Below are 20,390 nucleotides of genomic sequence, written 5' to 3'. Positions count from 1 at the left end.
TAATTTTCTCATTGGTTAATAAAAAGGTCATCCTACTTGCAAGGAAACCTTATGCTTTTAATAAAGATGCTTTGCGGAACGCCTGCAGGATACCGCACAAAAACATCATGCTGCCCGGTAACATTTTTAAGTTGTTTGCTGAATATTTTATAATTACCGCTGCCCGTAGCGTTTAGCGGTATTGTGGCTATCAATTTACCGTTCTGAAGATCATCAAGCCATATTTGAAGCTTGCCCTTGCCTTTTGAAGAAGCAACTACCTGGACGGAAGATGCCGACTGCCTTCCAATTTCCACACCGGAGATCATAAACCATCCGCCATATATAGATGTATTGGTTACCGTTTTCCCCATCCCTTTATTAACAGTTGCTATTCCATAGTAATTACTATAGCTTGCTGCGGGCAATGAGGAGGATCCGTCTTTACAAATAAAACAGTCGAAATCCGCCGGCTTTCCTTCTGCAAATAACCCTACACTTGTACCTACCCATGAATTATAGTTTGGCTGGGTTTCATCAAGTTTAACTGCGTTAATTGGCCTGCCTAAAGAAACCCAGGCTTTTCCGTCGCCACTATAATATCCGGTTAGCTCGTGGCCGTTTCTTTCCAGTTTCAGCCAAACTGTGTTTCCAAAGATGTTCGGCACGCTTCGGCTCGCGGTATCCATTGTAAAAACAATTTTCTTTCCGTTGTTGTAACCGCTGTAAAGCCTCACCACCACGGTCTGGTTTCCGTTAGTGAGGTAAATGCCAGCCTTGGTACCGTCATTCGTTGCACCCAGGTCAACCTTTGTAACAGCGGAATAATAGTGGTCCGTTTCTTTTTGAACAAGGTGGGTACGGGATGAATCGGGCACAAGCCTTATCCATCCCCTCCGGCCGGTAAGTGAATAAGCGGCTGAAGCTTTTTTGGTGAGGAAATGCCAATTCAGGCTTAAGTCACTACCGTCAAAATAATCTGTCTTTACGCTTGTCCATGAAATACCTGACCGTGGCAGGTTTGGTTTCCGGATAGGTGTGGTGACTGGCGCCATGCCCCATGGCCTGTCGCCCTCCCAGGTTACAGGGTAAAGCGAAGTTTGTCGCCCGGCACCTGACCAATCGTCGCCATCATACTTTTCATAGCTTTGTCCAATAGTCCACCAGGTGCCATCGGCTAATTGAAAGGGGGCTGAAATGTGGTTAGGACGACGAAAGCCTGCCTTATCATCGGTAACCGGTTTAAAAAAATCACCCAGTCTTTCCCATTTTGTCGAGTCGCCGGTCAATGCTCTTCCTCTTAAAACATATTGTCCGCCGGTAACATCGCCAGCCGGAAAGTAATAATAATAGCCATTGAGTTTACACATTACCGGCCCCTCCGCCCAGCTATATTGTAGCCTGGCGTTTACCCAGTCGAGATTTATCACATGATCTGTCAATTGCCCATCCTTGCCCAGGGCTTGCAAACGATTAACTTTTTGACCGTTTTTTATTACCATATAAGGCTTTCCGTCATCATCCACAAAAATGGAGTTGTCGTAACCAAGATTACCTGTTTCGGGATTAGACTTTACTTGTACAGGAGCAGACCACGGCCCTTTAGGGGAACTTGCCTTACAAAACCACTGCCCTCCTGCCGAAAAATAGATCCAGTAAGAGCCGTAAAAATAGGTTATAGCGCCCTGCCAGATACCAGCGGAAGGCCGGTCAGTAACCCAGGCTGCTTTGGATGATGGTAACACCCTGCTTATTACCTCCCAATGAATGAGATCTTTTGAGTGATAAATGGGCAGGTAAGGGTTAAAATGAAAAGAAGACCCACAATGATAAAAATCGTCTCCCACTTTAAGTAAGGTGGGGTCCGGGTGGTCGCCAGGTAACACCGGGTTCACATAGGTGTTAACTGTTTGATAAAACAAAGAAGAATCTGGCATTTTTCCCTGGCCATTGGCAAATAAAACAGCAAGCGTGAAGATGAATATAAGGCCGGTAAGCCTTGTGAATTGGTTCATAATATTTAATTAATTCAGATTGTACTCCAGGGTGTTTAAGTTGAAGCGTTGTTTCACAGATTGGCGATTTACCTGGCGAATAAGTATTATGCATTCACGGCCTTATAATTTAGTTTGCTAAATAAAAAAGGGAACAATGGTAAAACCAATAATTGTTAAATCAACATCAACCAAAAGTATTTTGAAAACAGAACTTGCTGTGACACAAATGTTGATTAAATTAACACTTTAGTTGAAATAAGCGGCCTTTTCCTGCACAGGAGCCTTATTCAGGCATACCATATCCAAAACCCTAAATCATTTAATACCTGATTATCCGGTTGCGATACGGCAAACAAATCGCGATACGGGGGCAAGTCAACAATAATAAACGGCGGTTTCAATTTGCGATGAATTAAGAGGTTTTTATTGGGTATACTATGCCAACATGATCAAAAATCCACGTAAATAATTTACAGACAACCTGCTTAAGAATGTTATTTTTTTATTTATGCAATCGATTGTTTTTTTTGAATTTATAGTTTAGATTTACGTTGTGTGATTTTTACTAAACGATTGAAGTTGCACCTTTATAAACCTCATGTTTCCGAAAATGAAATTATCAGTACACTCATCTGCCGATAAAAAGGGGGGTGCCTGTACAATTTTAAAAAAAGCAATGGCATCTGGCATGTTAAATACCTCATCATCACATAAGCAAACTACTGTTACACGGTTGTTTTTAATTGTATTAACGGTATCACTCTGTATCAGTTCCCAATGCCGCGGGCAGGCCATACGATTTACTGTACTGACATCTCATGACGGCTTGCTTTCAAATACGGTTAATGCGATCATAAAGGACCGTTACGGATTTTTATGGTTTGCTACCGCCGATGGACTGGACAGATTTGACGGTTTGGAACATAAGCCATACCGTTTTGATCCCGCAGACAAATCAGGCTATCGGTCCAAAGAAGTTACAAGCATGTATGAAGACGCAGCGGGGCAGTTTTGGGTAGCTACGATGGGAGGAGGATTATATTACTTCGACCGTTCTCACGATCAGTTTCGAATCTACCAGGAGAGTTCCGCAAATGGACGTCTTGCAAATAGCTACATAAAATCTATCTACGGTGATGATCGTGGCCGTCTTTGGATTGGTATGTTAGGTGGCCTGTGCGTACTTGACCCTAAAACAAAAAAAGAAATATTTTACGCGGCCAACGAAAACAAACCCGGGCAGCTCCATTCGGGTATCATATTATCTATCTTCCGGGATAGCCAACGGCGAATGTGGGTTGGTACAGATAAAGGGCTGTATCTTTATGATGAAGGATCAAACAGCTTCAATGCCTTTCTGCATGAAAAAAACAATCCCTCAAGTATCCCAAGTGACGGAATCAATACCATAGCCGAATGCCAGCACAGGTTATGGATAGGTACCGATGATGGACTATGCAGTTTATCGTCGGATTTAAAAACTTTCAGAAATTTTAAATACAGCCCCGCTGACGATAGCACGATCAGCGGCAACCTTATATATAGCATAGCCGCGAACGGTGATAAAATTTGGGTAGGTACCGAAGGTGGTTTGAATATTATAGACCCATTATCGGGAAAGGCAACCCGCTACAATCACGACGACAGGGATAAGTTTAGCGTAAGCAGCAAATCTATCCGCTGCATTTATAATGATCCCGAAGGGATTTATTGGCTTGGCACTTATCAGGGTGGGGTTGATAAGTATGACAAACACCTTACCTTATTTAATTCAAAGCAAAATAATGCATATGACCCGGCCGGCCTAAGCGCGCCTTTTGTTTCATCGTTCGCCGAGAACAAGGACGGGGATCTGTTTGTTGGCACAGACGGCGGAGGCTTGAACCTTTTTCACATCAAGAGCGGTTTGTTTAGCCATATCGCTATAAAAGCTAAGGCAAGAAGTAATTCTGCCGGTCTCCCGATATTATGTATGATGCTTGACCGCAACCAGCAACTCTGGATCGGCACGTTTCAGGATGGCCTATTTAATTACAATACAAAAACAGGGCAGTATCAACAGTTAAATGCAGGAAACGATAATGCGCATATAAACCATAACGAAATTTTTTGTTTAAAAGAAAGCAGCAAAGGAAAGATATGGATAGGGACCAATGGCGGCGGCGTTAATGTGTTTGACCCTGATAAAAAAACCTTTTTTAAATATGTGTCAACTCCTGCTTCTGCCGGGGAAAGGCCGTTACCTGTGAATGGTTTTATCAGGGCTATTGAAGAGGATCAGGAGGGAAATATATGGATTGGCACCTATGGTAGTGGAATAGCGGTTTTAAATCCTGCAACTCAAAAGTTTAGGGTGTATAATAATAAGAATACCGGCATGGCAATCGATCGCACGTTTTCGCTGTTGCAAGATCATAAGGGCAACATGTGGATTGGCACCGCCGGAGACGGGTTATATTGCTTTAATTTCAACAATAAAAAAATCGTTAATTACTCTGCACCAGATGAACTGCCAGACGGAGTAGTGCACAAACTACTGGAAGACAATAGCAACAACATATGGTTAAGTACCGATAAAGGAATATGTATGCTTAACGCGGTATCCAAAAAGTTTACTCACTATTCTGCCTACAATGGCCTGCAAAGCGATGCATTCATCGACGGATCGGGCCTACGGTCAACCAAAGGCCTGCTTTTCTTCGGCGGAGACCGGGGCTTTAATTATATCGACCCGCAGCAGGAAGTAAAACGCAACAACAATGCGCCCCCGGTATTTTTAACCACCCTTAAAGTAAATAATAACATTGTATTATCCGGCAGTCACTCGCCACTTAAACAAGATATTTCGGTAGCAAAGCAGATTGACCTGGATTACAAGGAAAACTTTTCAATCAGTTATTCTGCAATTAATTTTACGCTTCCCCAACGCAACAAATACGCCTACATCCTTAAATCGTTCAATAAAAGCTGGAATTATGTAGGCTCGGCTACTACAGCGTATTATACCAATTTAGATCCCGGCGAATACCTTTTTGTAGTGAGGGCTTGCAACAACGATGGAATATGGAACAACTCTGGTGCACAAATCCGCATCGTGATTCATCCCCCGATATGGATGACCTGGTATGCCTATTTACTATATGCCCTGATGGCTGTGGGCACGCTTCTACTCATCCGTCATAGGGCTATAAAAAAATTAAAAAGCAAACTTGCGCTGGAACAGGAAAGAAGGGAAGCGGAACAACTGCATGAACTTGATCTGCTTAAGATTAAATTTCTTACTAACCTGAGTCATGAGTTCCGCACACCAATTTCGCTTATCATGGCACCGGCAGATAAGCTATTGACAGAACATAAAGACGAGCAAACCACAGGCCAATTGGCAGTGATACGACGAAATGCGCGACGGCTGTTGAATTTGGTAAATCAACTTTTAGATTTCCGCAAATTAGAAGAGCAGGAATTAAAGCTTAACCTGGCCGAAGGTGAAATAATTTCATTTATAAGCGATGTTGTAGATTCTTTTCATGATCTGTCAGAATCGCGAAGCATCACGTTTGATTTTAAGGCACCACAGGAAAAATTATTCGTACGTTTTGATCACGACAAAGTGGAGCGTATTTTATTTAACCTGCTCTCCAACGCCTTTAAATTTACATTACCTGAAGGGACGGTTACCGTTAATATTACGCAGCATCTCACATCACACACAGATAAAACCGTGTTGGAATTAAAAATAAGTGACTCCGGTATTGGTATTGCCCCGGATAGAAAACATTTTATATTTAAACGGTTTTATCAGGCAGGGGATACTAATATAGGAAACGTAAACCCGGGAAGCGGAATCGGTCTTTCAATCACAAAGGAATTTGTTGAAATGCATGGTGGCAGCATAGCTGTTGAAAGTGATTTAGGAAAAGGTTCAGTTTTCAGCGTGTTAATTCCTCTTGAAGTTTTTGCAGATAGGTCAATTGCCGTTCAGCTGCCGGTTAAAACAGATGTTAAAGAAAACGATCTGCGGATAAAAAGAAATAATGCCCAGGCAATTACAAACATGCCAACACTGCTTATCGTGGAAGATAATGATGAGTTTCGCTATTACATTAAAGATAATTTAATTGCCCAATATAAAATTGTTGAAGCTTCAAATGGTGCAGAGGGTTGGGATAAGGCGCTATCATGCCATCCTGATTTGATCATTAGCGATATAACGATGCCATTCATGAATGGCATTACGCTGAGTAGAAAAATAAAAGCCGATAAACGTACCAGCCATATTCCATTTATAATGCTTACCGCCTGCACGCGCGAAGATGAGCAACTAAGAGGGCTTGAATCGGGGGCAAACGACTATTTGACCAAGCCCTTCAATTTTGATATTCTAAATATCAAAATTAAAAATTTATTACAACTCAATACCATGCTCAAAAACACCTATAAAAAGCAATTGACGGTCATCCACCCCGATATAGAAATTGAATCAAGCGGAGAGAAGTTTTTAAGTAAGGTGATCAATTACATAGATAACAACTTAAATAATCCGAAGTTTTCTGTCGTAAATCTCAGCGAACATTTGGCAATGAGCCGGGGTGCGCTTTACACAAAAATATTTGAGCTTACCGGCCTTCCCCCCGTTGAATTTATCCGCTCATATAAACTCGACCGCGCTGCGATATTGCTTCTGAAGAGCGACCTCACGGTTACACAAATAGCCTATGAAGCCGGTTTTGCTACACCTCATTATTTTTCCCGATCGTTTAAAGAGAAATTTAATATGCTACCTTCTGATTATAGAAAGGTGGAGAATAACAGGGTGCTGGCATAAAAAATGGCTTTTATGTATTTGATATAAGCGGACGCTGATGTGCGGGTAAGTAACCTAATTTAGGTAAACAGCCATAAGTGCTTGAGCCGTTTGCGGGTGAACTTACCAACCAATGAGTATCAATACTTACGGTAACACAAAGCTACTCGAAGCTTATCCAGTCAACTTCCACATGGCCGCTGCCTTTTAATTGTATGATAAGGTTTTTCACACCGCCTGGCATGGATAAAACTGCTTTTTTGATAACGCTCCAGTTATTTCCTTTTGGTATAATAAGTTTTGCTATAACCTTACCCGGCTTATCCTCAGTACTTATTAATAAAGTTCCCCCGGTTGCCGAACAGGCGTTTACACTAATGCGCCCTGCTGTTTTTTTGCCAAAAAGCACACTGTTATATTTTATCCATGAATTAGTTTTATTAAAAACAGTTTTCCAGCCCCTGAATTTGTTTAGCGTGTCGAGAAACGCTACCTCTACTCCATCCGCGCTTTTGGCACTAAACCTATCTATCTGTATTTTTTTTGATGAGGCCGTTACACCAACGCCACGTAATGTGGGGATAACCTTGCGGATGGTGCCATCTTCATTAAAGGACAAACTATCGGCCCTTACCGCCCGGTTTTTATCAAAGTTTGGCGATAAATCATCGTTATGATAAAATAAGTACCATTGATTTTTAAACTCGATAACCGACTGATGATTTGTCCAGCAGCCCGAAGCTGATTCGTCCATAAGCACGCCGGCGTATTTAAAAGGCCCCAGGGGGTTACTTGACATGGCATATTCAAGCCGTTCTATTTTATCAGCCACATGCGGATAGGTCATATAATAAATACCCTTTCGTTCAAATAAGTAAGGCCCTTCCTTTAAACCCTTATCTGGAAAGCCTTCAAGTTTTACCGGCTCTGATGCCAGTTCAAGCATATTTGCTTTAAGTTTAGCGCCGTACAGGTTTCCTTGCGCCCAATAAATATATGCCTGCCCGTCCTTATCGATCTGTACATTCGGATCTATGCCATGAATCCCGGCTATGGGCAACGGTTGGGGAATGAAAGGGCCGTAAGGCTCGTCGGCTATGGCAACACCAACTGAAAAGCCTTTGGGGCTACCGGATTTTGCAGTGGCCGGGAAATAAAAATAATATTTTCCTGCCCGCTCAATACAATCAGGCGCCCACATACTATATGCTGTGGAGTCGGCCCAGGGCACCTTGTTTTGACTTACAATTACGCCGTGATCGGTCCAGTTGGTAAGGTCGGGCGATGAGAAGACGTGATAATCCTGCATACAAAACCAACCAGCTCTGCCATGCCCGGGCGTAGCCAGGATATCGTGCGAAGGATAAAGATATACCTTGCCATTAAAAACACGGGCCGAGGGATCTGCAGTAAACTGGTTTTGTATAAGCGGGTTTTGCGCCATCAAACAATTGAACCATAAGATAGATACAATTAGTGCTGCGTATGTCTTAAAATCTTTCATCATCTACAATTTATTACTATTCATTATCTTGTTCTTTAAATCGATTTCATTTACCTGCCGCTAACCGAAAATAATCGAAGTCGGCATATCCTCCTGTGGCTTTTGTGGCATAGTTAAAAAGGCCAAACCTGTAACCCATAAAATGTGGAATGGTATAAGCCATTTGAAGCGTAGCGCCAATTGGTATCCAATTATTTCCGTCGATGCTATAATAAAAATACGCTTTGTCGGTCCGGTCTTTAAAATCACACGCGGCCTTTAAATACACCAGATTTTGGGATAACGGAATACTTGCCGACTCTGTTGGCGAAGCTCCCTGTGCATTTACCATAACAATATACTTACTGCCGTTTTCGACCTTCACCCCCACCCATCCAAATTTTCGCTGTAACAAGGCGAGGCCGGCATGATCGCCGTCTTTAAGTCCAGAAACATCAATAGCCGTTATAGCTGAACATTCGGGACCAAACGTGCGTTGTGTGAGTATATTTCTTGCTGCAACTAAAGTGGTATCAAGCCTCCCCGTAGTTAACCTGAGGTAACCTTTACGCTGTGTAACAGACCATAATTGGTTAACCGGGTTATGGTTCCATTGCCAAACCAGGGGCAAATCGCGCTCACCGCGCCTACGGTTAAATTCATCCGACGAGATGATACCGGGCATGAGCGATTTGTTTGCCGGTAACGCGACAGTATCGGGTGCCTGATGATTTATACCCAATACAGGCCAACCATCTTCCCACTTTACAGGAACCATGTAGGGCACCCGGCCTACTGAACCAAAATCGCGAAAAAGGTACGCAAACCACCGTCCGTTTGGTGTGTTTACCAAACCACCCTGGGCTACGCCTTTATCCTGTAACGCCAGCCTGCCCTCGTAGGGGCCAGTAATATTATCTGCCCGGTGGATAAGAACACTTCGCATTCCACCACGGGGCCATGAAATATTGAACAGGTAATATTTCCCTTTGATTTTGAACATCTGGGAACCCTCTGCCGGCAATCCTAAATTCGGCCCGGCAGCCAGGCTGGCGTTCTCTATCAGCACCTGTGGCTTTGTGTCAGGTTTTATTCCGGAAAGATCATCCTTCAATTGCGCTAACATGATGCGCCCGCTTCCATAAATCATATAAACTTTACCATCATCGTCAAAAAACAAGGAATGGTCATGCAGACTTGGCTTAAAGGATAAAGCCTTCCAAGGGCCTTTTTCAATATTATGAGTGGTATAAATATAAGTTTTGCCGGTATTGCCAGCAAAAGTAGCTACATAGTAAATGCCATTATGATAGCGCAGGCTACTTGCCCACGAACCTCGCCCGTAACTGTTTTGGCCATTATTCAGGTTTAGGTCATCGGTGTCATCTAAAATATCATACGCATAGCTAACAAGTTTCCAATTGACTAAATCTTTAGATTTCATTATCGGCACCCCAGGGCTCATGTGCATAGTAGTACTGCTCATGTAATAAGTATTACCTACCCTGATTATTGAAATATCAGGCACATCTGCGTAAATAATTGGATTATGAGCCGTTTGTGCAAAAGGCGCGGATGGGCCCAGCAAAAAAAATACTATTCCCAAAAAAAGATTATTGAATATTTTACTCATAGTCGGTTTGTGCTGTTATATGAATAGATATTTCTATTTGCAGCTGGGTAACTGAATCCTTTTCATATGATGATTATTTTGAATGCTTTATGATACGCATAGATATTAAAAAACACGCTTAATTGCTTTACCCGCAATTAAGCGCACTTAATATATTAACACAACAAGGCCGCTCAGTCTTTAAACAGCAGCGGCGCAAGTTCTTTCAGGCTGCGGCGCCAGGTTAGAAACTCATGGGCAGTATTCTCTGAAATAAAAGATACCGCATTGTAGCCTGCTTCTTTTAATGCAGCCGCAGCGTTATTTACGCCAGCAGGATTTTCCTTGCTGCCGCAACTTATAAAAATAAGTTTAGCCTTAGGTTTATCTTTTAATTCAGCGGGTGTATAAATCCCTCCGCTTAAAAGACCGTAATAGGCAAATTCATCGGGCTTGGCAAGTGTTATTAAATGCGTTTCCATGCCCCCCATTGATAACCCTGCCATCGCGCGGTGCGCCCTATCTGCAACCGTACGGAAGCTGGCATCCACATAAGGCACTAATTCATCTGTTAATACGGTTTCAAAAGCATCTATCTTGAAATCCCTCAAACCACCAGGTTTCATTTTAATATCGTTGGTCATGCCATAGGTCATCACGATGATGAAGGGTTTTATTTTGCCTTCAGCAATTAGGTTATCCATGATCAGGTTGGCATGCCCCTGGTTGCTCCATGCGGTCTCATCTTCACCCCAGCCGTGTTGCAAATAAAGCACCGGGTATTTCTTCGATTTTTCCTTGTCATAACCCGGAGGTGTGTAAACAAAGGCTCTTCGCTGCGTATTTGTGCTTTTTGAAGGAAAAAGTATTTGCTGCACATTACCGTGAGGTACATCCTTCAAGGCATAAAAGTCCTGGTCATGAGCAGGTATTTCGATTCCGCTCTCCCAACGGGTGGAGCCATAATAATTTAATGTGCCGGGGTCATTAAATACGCCTCCATCAACTATTAAGTGGTAGTAGTGGAAACCTTCGTCCATTGGGCCTTCTGTTGTGCCGGAAAAATATCCGTCAGCTCCTTTAGTAAGTTTTGTTCCTCCTCTTCCACCCAGGCCCAGGGTAACCCGTATGCTGTCCGCTTTGGGGGCCATTATCCGAAAACGTGTATAGCCTTGCGAATTAACCTGGGGGTAGTCCCGCCCGGGTTGGTTAAGGCTGGAAGCATGGAAATCTTCTTTGATCTCTCCAGGGCTCGTTTGAGCCTTGCAAACACTACCGGCCAGGGAGGCCATTAATAAAATAGCAAAACGTTTTAAATTCATTTTTTTATAATTTAATTTTCAAGATTGGTAGCATTTTCCTGAGCGCATTTAAATAAGTTAATGAGCCCTGAAATTCCATTTTGAATTATCACTATTCATATCAAATTTGGCGAGTGTGGGTGTGCTGTCTCCAGATGACACTAAAGCCAGCTGCTCCTTCGAATCAGGAACCACCTTTGGCATAATCCTATAAGTTCCATCAGTCAATTGATCAATTCGCCATAATTGTTCCGGCGCACCGGTAAACGTTGGAACTGTTATCAGTTCAGCTTCTGCTGTTGCTGCTAATGCACGGTCTGTTCCGGCAATCACTATTTTATAATATGGTCCGCCCAGATATCCCCCTGCACTAGGAACTTGTGAAATGGCCCATTTTTGATGTGGACGAAATACATAATCACTTATCCTTACACCAATGTTTCCAGCTGGCCAGCCCTTAGCTACATCTGCTAATTCCTGGGACGGAACCGGTTTTACCGGTTCATCATTGTTTCTATTAAACCGCATTCCACCTGGCATTCTTATAAAATCAACCCCTAATTCTAAGGCGTATCCCCTTCGCTCAGACTCAATCTCATAAGTTCCTTCTTTGAAGTTATCACCAGCAACAGGCCATCCGTTTTTCCATAGTAACGGGCGAATGCCTAATACGCTCCGACCACTTTGATCCAAATCTGCCTCATAATGGCAAGACATCTTTTCAACGCCGTCGCCAACAACTAAACGTCCAAAATGGCCTGGGCCTATCAGCCTGTCGCCAGCTGCAACTACCATTTTGCCGCCTCCCTTTAACATAGCCCTTCCCATGTTATCAAGGTATGGGCCGGTTACCTTTCTGGAGCGACCAACAACAATATTATAGGTTGAGTTTGGGCCATCACAGCATGTGCCGTGGGTTCCAAGCAAATAGTACCATCCATCCCGATATAACAGATCTGTGGCTTCACAATCTATGGCTATGTTTAATGCTTTATTACCTTCTACCCGCTTACCCGTTTTGGGATCAAGTTCCACAAGGCGGATATACCCAAAATAGGTGCCGTACGATAACCATAACCTTCCATCGGTTGGATCCAGAAGAAGCCCCGGATCTATCGCGTCATTATCCTCTATACCATCGGACGAGGCAACTTTGACAGCCTCTGAATATTTAAAATCCGGGGATTTGGGATCGAGCGATTTATTCCACATGGTAAGTATTGTTCCGTTATGACCGCCCGCCAGGCCACCGCCAGTTGCGCCATAAACAATAAGGTAGCGGTCACCAATTTTTAATACATCAGGAGCGGCTCCTCCGCCGGGCCTTACTGCACCCCCATTCCATGTCCAGCCATCTTCGGATATTAATCCGCCTCCACCTGTTCCAAATGTGAAATACTTCCCATCAGATTCTGTGATAGTTGAGGGATCATGTATAAATGGTTTGCCAATTTGTGCTATCGCATTTCCGGTTGACCACAATGAAAATAGGGCTATAGTGCTTATTACCTTTACTATTAATTTCATAATAAATAATTGCTATACAAATTCGATATTAAATGGGATGATCAACTAATTTATTGCAGACTGATAGTGAGCCCTTTTATCGGCTCTCCTTTTTCATCCAGCAGACGAACACAAAAGTCACTAAGTCCGGGCCCGTTGATTACGGCTCCCCGTATTATATTTTTTCCTTTGTTGAGTGTCAACCGAGTGGAGACACAATCATCCATCACCATGCGCCTATCTCCGTCAAGTATTACCGCTTCCTTGCCATTCAGCCACCACATTGATCCTCCATTTGACCCTACTGCCAATCTTACATTTTTCATTTCGCGCGGACTGTTAACTATGGTTACCGCCCAAAACAAAACTGCATACGTCTGTTTCTTTAACCCATAGGCAAAACGGAATAATTTGAGGTTGAAATTCGGACTTTCCAATGCATGCCATAACAATTCCTGCTCGGCAACTTTTACTTTTTCCAGATTCTTCGGAATAACGGTAAACTGGTTTGGAAAATAATTGGTTTCAAATTGTGTTTTCAGGTAGTTATCCGTAAAAACAAGATTACTCCGTATTGATTTGTTAATGGGCTCTAAAAGTAACCAACGCTGAATAAACCCCTCGGGATTTGGGGTCTTTTTTGATGCGGTTGCCGGGATAAAGAATGGTGTGAGCGTTCGTGCGGTATCATTTTGGGTTATAACATCGATCTTGCCTGGGGCAGCAGACTGTCCCTGTGATCTTAATCCTGTCAAAATTACAAAGGCTGCCGCCAACGCTGCACTGAGTTTAATATTCATAGTAGATACTTTAACTTAAATCAATTTTGATAAATAATAAATTGTCGAAAATGCATTGAGTCGCGGCCTGTCGATCGATTGCCCAGAAGTCGTTGGCCTACGAGATATCGTTGGCCTAATACCCCTATGTGTTATTGATGATATTTTGCGTTAACGTTAAAATGTATTTCTTCAATTTTAAAAAATGGCTTGTAAACCATTAACCCAAAACTATACCTTCAGAAAAGGACTCTATCACACTATTCAGCAATAAAAGTCAACTTTTGTCAATAACGCTGCGTGAAATACCGTTTATGAACGATTTTTCCATCATTTATTCGAGCATGGCCGTGATGCCATTTCCAATAGAAATAAAAAAGTTGCGCCTGAGGGTAATTCTTTGCAAAAGCACTTAGTCCTATTTACAGGTGATTTTTAAATAGGAACTCGGAGTTGAGTATAAAGGCGGCGGTACCCACCGCATTCGACACCTTTTTTTAAATAAGTGCCTTTGGGGGTATTTTTACTTTTATTGCTGACTTAGGTTGTGTAGCGGGTTTGGAGGAAGTTATGACTTTATAGCTTTTGATTCTCCGGTATTATAATTGAGCCATATTTGAAAAAGCTCATTTTTTTCATTTTCGTTGAAGTACACCATAAATAGTTTGCAATTTTCAAAATATGCCATACATTCCCCAAACTTTAAATATTGACTTGAAAAGATTTTTTTGTGGGCAAGTACCTTGTTCAGTATACTTAGCCTATATTTCTCATCTTCTGATATTATTTGATGGAGTCTTACAATTTCAGATTCAGTAAACCGTTGAGTTATAGAGTTCATTTCCTTAAGAACCGGCCAGAAATTTCTCGCCCCCATACCTTGTTCCACTCTTTTAAATCTATTGTTGATCAGAGCACGCCTGAGTGGGTCTTTTCTTTCAAAAGGAATTGATTGTTGCTTCAGCTTTATCCAAAATTGTTCAACATCATTATTTACCGATTCATTCCAATAAATCAAAAGTTCATTTTTTAAAGAGTTAATTTCATGCGATTTTAATTTCCTTTTTTGGGAATTAACTATTAAAAAGTCTTTAATGTAAGCCGACAGCTTAAGAAAAGCACATTTTGTTGTATCATCTATTGATGTCGAGCAAATAACAACCTCATCGTTTATTTCTATAGCTTTTAAAAGTTGGTCAATTATCTCCATATGCCAGAACGAATATAGCCACTTGGACAGCAATAAAAAAAGCCCTTAGATTTCCATCCAAAGGCTTTTAATAATATTTCCCGGCAATTACCATGAGCGGGGTTAAATGTAGTCTCAAAGGCTCCGATTTCCGATAATTTCATTGAGGATTTACAGCCATTAATCGACCTCGCGGCGTAATAAATACACATTTTAAATATGGCGCCGGGAAGTGTTTCAAACTATATGATTATTAAGCCTGTAACTGCCATAACAATGAAGTTTTGTGGTCAATATGAATTTAAAAACCATACATACCACCCGAAACAGAAATTTGCTCTCCTGTGATCCAGGCTGCGTCATCGGAAGCCAGAAATACTGCAGCTTTCGCAATATCTGCGGGCTGTCCTCTGCGGCCAAGCGGTGTTTTCTCTACAAACATCTTTTCATACTCACTGCCAGCAGTAACGCCCGCACTGGCTGCACCTTCTGTTTCCGTAGCGCCCGGCAAAATAGAATTGATACGAACGTTTTTTATGCCCAACTCCTTAGATAAAGCAATGGTGAAGGCATCCAGTGCCGCTTTGGTTGCAGAATACAAAGAGGCATTTTGAAGAGGGTATTTACTTGCACCCGAACTGATATTGATAATGTTCCCACCCTTATCGCCGAAAAGTTTCAGAGCTGCCTGGATAGTCAATACAGGCCCTAACACATTTACATTGAAACTTTGGTGGAAGTCATCTACCGAAATGAGTTCAATAGGTGCATATCCCTGAGATACCGCATTATTTACTAAAATATCCAGCGTGCCGAAAGCCTTCCTTGTTTCTTCGAACAGCCTGGTTACATCGGCCTCTTTCGATACATCGGCCTGTACTGCAATGGCTGTACCTCCATTGTCGGTTATGGCTTTTACCACTTTATCCGCGCCTTCTTTGCTTGTAGCATAATTTACAACAACCTTTGCGCCTGCAGCAGCAAAATGTTTGGCGATAGCTGCACCTATTCCTTTTGAAGCACCGGTAACTACTGCTACCTTGTTTTCTAATTTACTCATGATTCTATTATTAATTATATTCAAGTTCTTCAGGTTTTTTCCGTTCTGAAGCACATTCAAAGATGCTGCATCATAACGAACCGGAGGCTGACATAAATCATTAAATACACACGATAAATGTCACTTCAAAGAGGTGGCTTAAATCAAAAAAATACGCTAACTAATTATAAGATAACAACTTAAAACAGCAGTGAAAATCGAAGATGCAAAACGGCTGAAAGACCACAACAGCATAGATTTCATTGTTGAGCACATCTTCTTATCCAGGGAAGTATAGCGTTGGCAAACCACGAATTGTAGTCCCCGGTAGAAGTAATTGACAAGTTACCCTCGCAAATCCAGACATTGATCAGTCGGATGTTTATATATCAGGGAGAAAGAAGATTCCCGGGCGATTCAATTTAACAGGCGCATTTGTAATGGATAGCGAAGCCTGAAATCGCTAAAGGATCTATTTTAAGGCGTTTTTCTTTATCCGGCTCAAAGTTTCAGACGATAAACCAAGATAGGAAGCGATCATATTTTGCGGAAACCGTTGTAGAAAATGAGGATAATTGCTGATCAGTTCTTCGTAGCGTTCTTCAGCCGAATGACTAATGGCCTGCATTCTTTTCTGGGCAGCAATGGTGTTGTTTTGACTGATCACGTTCGACATCGCCGAAAAGGCAGGGATATGCTTCAAAAACTCCTCAATTTCGGCGTGGGTTGACTGCAGTATCTCCAGTTCCTCCAGCGCCTCAATATTGAAGCGAGTTGGCGTTAACCGGTAAAAACTTTCGAAATCTGTCAGCCACCAATTTTCTACAGACAATTTCAGTATATGTTCATGTCCTTTTTCATCTACCGTAAAAGTCCTGGCGGATCCTTTTACAATAAACGCGATATATTTGCACACGTCTCCTTCCTGTAAAAAGTATTGCCGTTTTCGAAGTTTTCTGGGTTTGAAATGCGCTGTCAACAAATGCTTATCATCCTCTGACAGCACTTTGCCTGATATTTTTTGAATGTAATCGAAAAACGCTTCAAAATTGGACATTGTACAAATATATAATCATGCGCAATTTAATCAAGCTGCCGGATAAAAGACTAAGATCTTTGGCCGGTTATTTTAAACAATAAAAATCCCTGCTCATGAAGGAACAGGGATTTAAAAGAAACTTATAATCAAACTGTGGTTTCCTTTGTCCATGAGGCGTTATTGCATCGCAATTTATGACCACAATTCGTCAGTCGAACTTGAACAAGTTGGCACGGGTTATAAAACCCGCGCCAGTGTGGGCTAATTACTTAGCCAAATAGGTCATACCACCATCAACAAGGAGTTCAGCACCAAGCATAAACGAAGAATCATCGGAGGCCAGGAAGACCGCTGTTTTACCAATGTCGGCAGGTTGCCCAATCCTGCCTGTCGGCATTTCACCTGCAAAGTGTTTTTTTATAGCTTCAATTTGTTCTGCGGGAACAAACTGTTCAAATGCTGGTGTATCTGTTGTACCTGGTGTTATTACGTTTGCTCTGATTTTTTTATCTAAAAGGTCGCTTGAAAATGCTTTTGCAAAAAAGATCACAGCCGCTTTTGCAGCACCATACAGCGTAAATGACGGATATGCCCGATGTGCAGCATTTGACCCGATAAGAATAATAGAACCGCCATCATTCATATGGGGCAGTGCTTTATGAACAGTGAAGTAAACACTTTTCAGGTTTAAATCCATTGTCTTGTCATAATCGGCTTCGCCAATAGTTGCCACAGTTCCTACAGTTCCAGCACCCGCATTAGCTACAATAACATCTATTTTACCAAATTTTTCAGCTGTTGCTGCAAACACTCTTTCCAGGTCGGCAAGGTTGGTTACATCGGCATTTATGGCTATAAAATTATCGCCAAGCTGAGCCACAGCACTATCTAAAGTTTTCTGATTTCTGCCGACAATAACTCCTTTGGCACCTTCGTTTTTAAATGCTTCAGCAATACCAAACCCAATACCGCTATTGCCGCCTGTAATCACGGCTACTTTGTTTTTTAATTTACTCATTATTTCTTTTTTTAAAGATTGAGCGACAAAGGTAGACCACATTGGTTATTTTTAGTAACTTTGTACTGATAAATAACAGTAACATCGGTGTAACCAAGTAACATTATGAGGTGCGAAATAACAGAGTTTCAACAGGAACAAAAGAAAAGAATGAGGTCCGTTCAGGATGCCATGGACGCGTTGAACGGGAAATGGAAAGTCGCTATTATTTCATCCATTTGCTGTTACAAAAAAAGGCGATTCTCCGATATTTTGAATGATATAGAAGGAATTTCCAACCGGATGCTGAGTAAGGAATTAAAGGAATTGGAAACAAATCAATTGGTTAAACGAACAGTTTTAGACACCCAACCGATATCGGTTCAATATGAATTGACCGAGCACGGCAATACGCTGCAAACCATCATCAGCGAACTTTCAGGCTGGGGAATTGTACACCGCAAGAAAATTGTCGGGAAATAATATTGGTTCTTTGTTGAGTGTCGTTCAACCATGCTGATGACAACCTCGTATCAGCCATTAGATTGCCCAATAAAAAATATAGAATATAAGATTGAACGAAGAAACTCGTCTAATATATCACATTAACAATGTGTTACGATAAAATATAAATGGGAAAGATGTGATGCTATCGCTCTTTCCCTGTGAAGTGGTCCTTAGACTACAAAACCCGAACTCTTTTACGGGTGATTTGCTTTGTGCGGTGGGATTGGAGGATAGTTTGCCTAGGTTTTGAAATTGCCGATCTACAGAATATCGACGTAAGGTGCCGCGCTAAAGCTAAAAGCTTCCTCATAATCAAGAACGGTCTCGCCTAAAGAAAGTCATCAACATCAAGCTCATTATTAATTATCATTTTAGTATATTTAATATCCGGGTAATCCATTTTCTCAAGTTCAGCTAATGCGTTATCTCGTTCCTTTATCTGATGATTTAAATGATAGGCAATTACCAAATTTCCGAGAATTCCAGGGCGAGTTTTAGTCAGACTAAGGCTCCTCGCTTTTTCCCCTAATTCAACAGCCTTTGAGTAGTTTTTATTTTTAATCTCCAGTATCAACAAACTCGCATAGCAATCGGGATTGTTAGAATTTATCGCCATTGCATTTTCATAGTATTGCCTTGCTTTCGCATAATTACCTTTCATCCTTTCTATTATTCCCAAGCCTACAATAGCTTTATCATTTTCTTTATCTAGTTCAAATCCCTTTCTATAAGCCAATTCGGCTCCAAGTGTGTCATTTAGCTCAAGTTTTACTAGGCCCAGATAAGTCCAACTTTGAGAAGAACTTGGATATGTCTTTATGTGTGCTTCTAGCTCATTCTTTGCTTTTTCAAATTCTCTGGCGTAGTACAACTTATTTATTTTCTTAACATCCAATTTTTCAGAAGATGGGTATATTTTTTTCATCAGAAAAAAAATACTTAAAACGATTATTAGGATACCGAATATTTTCTTCATTTCATTTGCTGCTACGTAATCTTTTTTCAAAAGTTAAAACAGAATAATATGTTTCATAGCTGTAGCTAAGGTAATTAATATCGTTTTGAATATGACAACATAAAAAGCCTTCAGATTTTCAATCCAAAGGCTTTTTATTAATCTTTCCCATCCTGTTCCCATGGATGGGTGTGAATGTGACCCCGACGAGAATCGAACTCATATCTAAAGTTTAGGGGGAACTTATTTATAATAATAATAAAAAAGCGTATCTTCATTCATAATCAGGCATTTATCAACACATAACTCAAGTGCCTCATTGATAGTGGTACTTATTTCTAAATCTTTTAGCTTAAAAACATGCCTGAATTTATTCTGTTTGCCAAAAGGATACTCGTTATAATTGTGCTTTTTCTTCCAGGAATTATACAACCATGCTTCGCACAATTGTCTGCAAATGCCGATTCACTAACAAAGGTACTCATCGGTAAAGAAGCGGAAATGTTTAACGCGATACTGACTGCTGATAAACCTGCCACCGACAAAATGGTGGGACAGGATTATATCACCATCAACGCGGATGGGGTGTTGGAGGATAAAATCGAAATGATGAAAAACTTCGGAAAATTTAAAGGCGCAGCGGTTACATTATCCGACAAGCAGGTGAGGCACTATGGGAACCTGTCGATTATCACCGGGAGGGCAAAGTTTTACTTGAAATCCATTTTAGTTGCCGAGATATTTTATACAGAAACATGGATATATCGTAATAGAAAGTGGGATTTTATTGGCTGGCAGGGAACAATGACCGGCTTACCATCCTACTATCCTGTGATATTCACCATCCTGGGGCTTATTTTGCTGTATTTAATAGCCAGATTCATTACAAAAATAATAAAGAGATCAAGAATAAAAGTTGTTTAAACAAAAGCCTCTGAATTTGCATCCAAAGGCTTTACTTTTCTCAGTGGTCCCGACGAGAATACCCAAGTATTCATAACGTGTAGGACTTCAGTATTTTAAACGGATATAACGGCACTACTCACCGAATTACGCACCGCGTTTTTTTGATACAGATTAATTGCAAATCTTATAAGATAAATATACCCATTTTTAAGGGCTTTTCAAAATGTAAGACATTGTTTTCTTTCGGTTATTCGATAACAAGTTTGCAAGGCATCAGGCATTTGAATGTCCAGAAAG

At 41.4% G+C, this 20,390-nt stretch carries 14 protein-coding genes; 3 read left to right on the top strand and 11 right to left on the bottom strand.

What is annotated here, in order from left to right; all coding sequences use genetic code 11:
• Nucleotides 1-32 precede the first annotated feature (32 nt).
• Nucleotides 33-1,994 (bottom strand): family 43 glycosylhydrolase, encoded by a 1,962-nt coding sequence (locus tag Q0R88_RS07625; protein ID WP_295714573.1) that lies wholly within the window; start codon nt 1,992-1,994, stop codon nt 33-35.
• Between the two features lie 592 nt (nt 1,995-2,586).
• On the opposite strand from Q0R88_RS07625, the gene Q0R88_RS07620 reads away from it, so the two are divergent.
• Nucleotides 2,587-6,801, top strand: a complete 4,215-nt coding sequence (locus Q0R88_RS07620; protein WP_295714571.1) for a hybrid sensor histidine kinase/response regulator transcription factor — start codon at nt 2,587-2,589, stop codon at nt 6,799-6,801.
• Between the two features lie 142 nt (nt 6,802-6,943).
• Here Q0R88_RS07620 and Q0R88_RS07615 read toward each other — a convergent pair whose 3' ends face one another.
• The 9 genes from Q0R88_RS07615 to Q0R88_RS07575 form a co-directional block, all read right to left on the bottom strand.
• Complete coding sequence (locus Q0R88_RS07615) at nt 6,944-8,287, bottom strand: family 43 glycosylhydrolase (protein ID WP_295714568.1); 1,344 nt, start codon at nt 8,285-8,287, stop codon at nt 6,944-6,946.
• A gap of 43 nt (nt 8,288-8,330) precedes the next feature.
• Nucleotides 8,331-9,896 (bottom strand): glycoside hydrolase 43 family protein, encoded by a 1,566-nt coding sequence (locus tag Q0R88_RS07610; RefSeq protein ID WP_295714565.1) that lies wholly within the window; start codon nt 9,894-9,896, stop codon nt 8,331-8,333.
• Nucleotides 9,897-10,069: 173 nt separating this feature from the next.
• Entirely contained in the window at nt 10,070-11,197 is a 1,128-nt protein-coding gene (locus Q0R88_RS07605; protein WP_295714561.1) for an alpha/beta hydrolase-fold protein, read from the bottom strand.
• A gap of 57 nt (nt 11,198-11,254) precedes the next feature.
• Nucleotides 11,255-12,703: a family 43 glycosylhydrolase gene (locus tag Q0R88_RS07600; RefSeq protein WP_295714558.1), complete on the bottom strand. Its 1,449-nt coding sequence runs from the start codon at nt 12,701-12,703 to the stop codon at nt 11,255-11,257.
• 50 nt (nt 12,704-12,753) lie between these two features.
• Nucleotides 12,754-13,482, bottom strand: a complete 729-nt coding sequence (locus Q0R88_RS07595) for a hypothetical protein (RefSeq protein WP_295714555.1) — start codon at nt 13,480-13,482, stop codon at nt 12,754-12,756.
• A gap of 547 nt (nt 13,483-14,029) precedes the next feature.
• The gene (locus Q0R88_RS07590) at nt 14,030-14,671 is read right to left on the bottom strand and encodes a hypothetical protein (protein WP_295714552.1); all 642 of its coding nucleotides are present in this window, start codon (nt 14,669-14,671) and stop codon (nt 14,030-14,032) included.
• A 280-nt stretch (nt 14,672-14,951) separates the two neighbouring features.
• Entirely contained in the window at nt 14,952-15,710 is a 759-nt protein-coding gene (locus Q0R88_RS07585; RefSeq protein WP_295714549.1) for a glucose 1-dehydrogenase, read from the bottom strand.
• Nucleotides 15,711-16,161: 451 nt separating this feature from the next.
• Complete coding sequence (locus Q0R88_RS07580; protein ID WP_295714546.1) at nt 16,162-16,746, bottom strand: Crp/Fnr family transcriptional regulator; 585 nt, start codon at nt 16,744-16,746, stop codon at nt 16,162-16,164.
• Nucleotides 16,747-16,993: 247 nt separating this feature from the next.
• Nucleotides 16,994-17,746, bottom strand: a complete 753-nt coding sequence (locus tag Q0R88_RS07575) for a glucose 1-dehydrogenase (RefSeq protein WP_295714543.1) — start codon at nt 17,744-17,746, stop codon at nt 16,994-16,996.
• A gap of 105 nt (nt 17,747-17,851) precedes the next feature.
• Between Q0R88_RS07575 and Q0R88_RS07570 the strand changes: the two genes are divergently transcribed.
• On the top strand, nt 17,852-18,208 hold the full coding sequence (locus tag Q0R88_RS07570; RefSeq protein ID WP_295714538.1) for a helix-turn-helix domain-containing protein: 357 nt from the start codon (nt 17,852-17,854) through the stop codon (nt 18,206-18,208).
• Between the two features lie 352 nt (nt 18,209-18,560).
• Here Q0R88_RS07570 and Q0R88_RS07565 read toward each other — a convergent pair whose 3' ends face one another.
• A complete protein-coding gene (locus tag Q0R88_RS07565; RefSeq protein ID WP_295714535.1) occupies nt 18,561-19,238 on the bottom strand; it encodes a tetratricopeptide repeat protein in 678 nt (225 codons plus the stop codon).
• A 309-nt stretch (nt 19,239-19,547) separates the two neighbouring features.
• Between Q0R88_RS07565 and Q0R88_RS07560 the strand changes: the two genes are divergently transcribed.
• Nucleotides 19,548-20,111, top strand: coding sequence for a nuclear transport factor 2 family protein (locus Q0R88_RS07560; protein WP_295714531.1), 564 nt, complete (start codon nt 19,548-19,550; stop codon nt 20,109-20,111).
• Nucleotides 20,112-20,390 lie beyond the last annotated feature (279 nt).

The sequence above is a fragment of the Mucilaginibacter sp. genome (assembly GCF_025362475.1).
Lineage (GTDB): Bacteria > Bacteroidota > Bacteroidia > Sphingobacteriales > Sphingobacteriaceae > Mucilaginibacter.
This window is presented reverse-complemented; position numbering and strand designations above follow the sequence as displayed.

Excerpts from the sequence above, each read along its gene's own strand:
- Q0R88_RS07625 (WP_295714573.1), bottom strand. The coding sequence starts at position 1,994 with ATGAACCAATTCACAAGGCTTACCGGCCTTATATTCATCTTCACGCTT.
- Q0R88_RS07620 (WP_295714571.1), top strand. The coding sequence starts at position 2,587 with ATGAAATTATCAGTACACTCATCTGCCGATAAAAAGGGGGGTGCCTGT.
- Q0R88_RS07615 (WP_295714568.1), bottom strand. The coding sequence starts at position 8,287 with ATGATGAAAGATTTTAAGACATACGCAGCACTAATTGTATCTATCTTA.
- Q0R88_RS07610 (WP_295714565.1), bottom strand. The coding sequence starts at position 9,896 with ATGAGTAAAATATTCAATAATCTTTTTTTGGGAATAGTATTTTTTTTG.
- Q0R88_RS07605 (WP_295714561.1), bottom strand. The coding sequence starts at position 11,197 with ATGAATTTAAAACGTTTTGCTATTTTATTAATGGCCTCCCTGGCCGGT.
- Q0R88_RS07600 (WP_295714558.1), bottom strand. The coding sequence starts at position 12,703 with ATGAAATTAATAGTAAAGGTAATAAGCACTATAGCCCTATTTTCATTG.
- Q0R88_RS07595 (WP_295714555.1), bottom strand. The coding sequence starts at position 13,482 with ATGAATATTAAACTCAGTGCAGCGTTGGCGGCAGCCTTTGTAATTTTG.
- Q0R88_RS07590 (WP_295714552.1), bottom strand. The coding sequence starts at position 14,671 with ATGGAGATAATTGACCAACTTTTAAAAGCTATAGAAATAAACGATGAG.
- Q0R88_RS07585 (WP_295714549.1), bottom strand. The coding sequence starts at position 15,710 with ATGAGTAAATTAGAAAACAAGGTAGCAGTAGTTACCGGTGCTTCAAAA.
- Q0R88_RS07580 (WP_295714546.1), bottom strand. The coding sequence starts at position 16,746 with ATGTCCAATTTTGAAGCGTTTTTCGATTACATTCAAAAAATATCAGGC.
- Q0R88_RS07575 (WP_295714543.1), bottom strand. The coding sequence starts at position 17,746 with ATGAGTAAATTAAAAAACAAAGTAGCCGTGATTACAGGCGGCAATAGC.
- Q0R88_RS07570 (WP_295714538.1), top strand. The coding sequence starts at position 17,852 with ATGAGGTGCGAAATAACAGAGTTTCAACAGGAACAAAAGAAAAGAATG.
- Q0R88_RS07560 (WP_295714531.1), top strand. The coding sequence starts at position 19,548 with ATGCCTGAATTTATTCTGTTTGCCAAAAGGATACTCGTTATAATTGTG.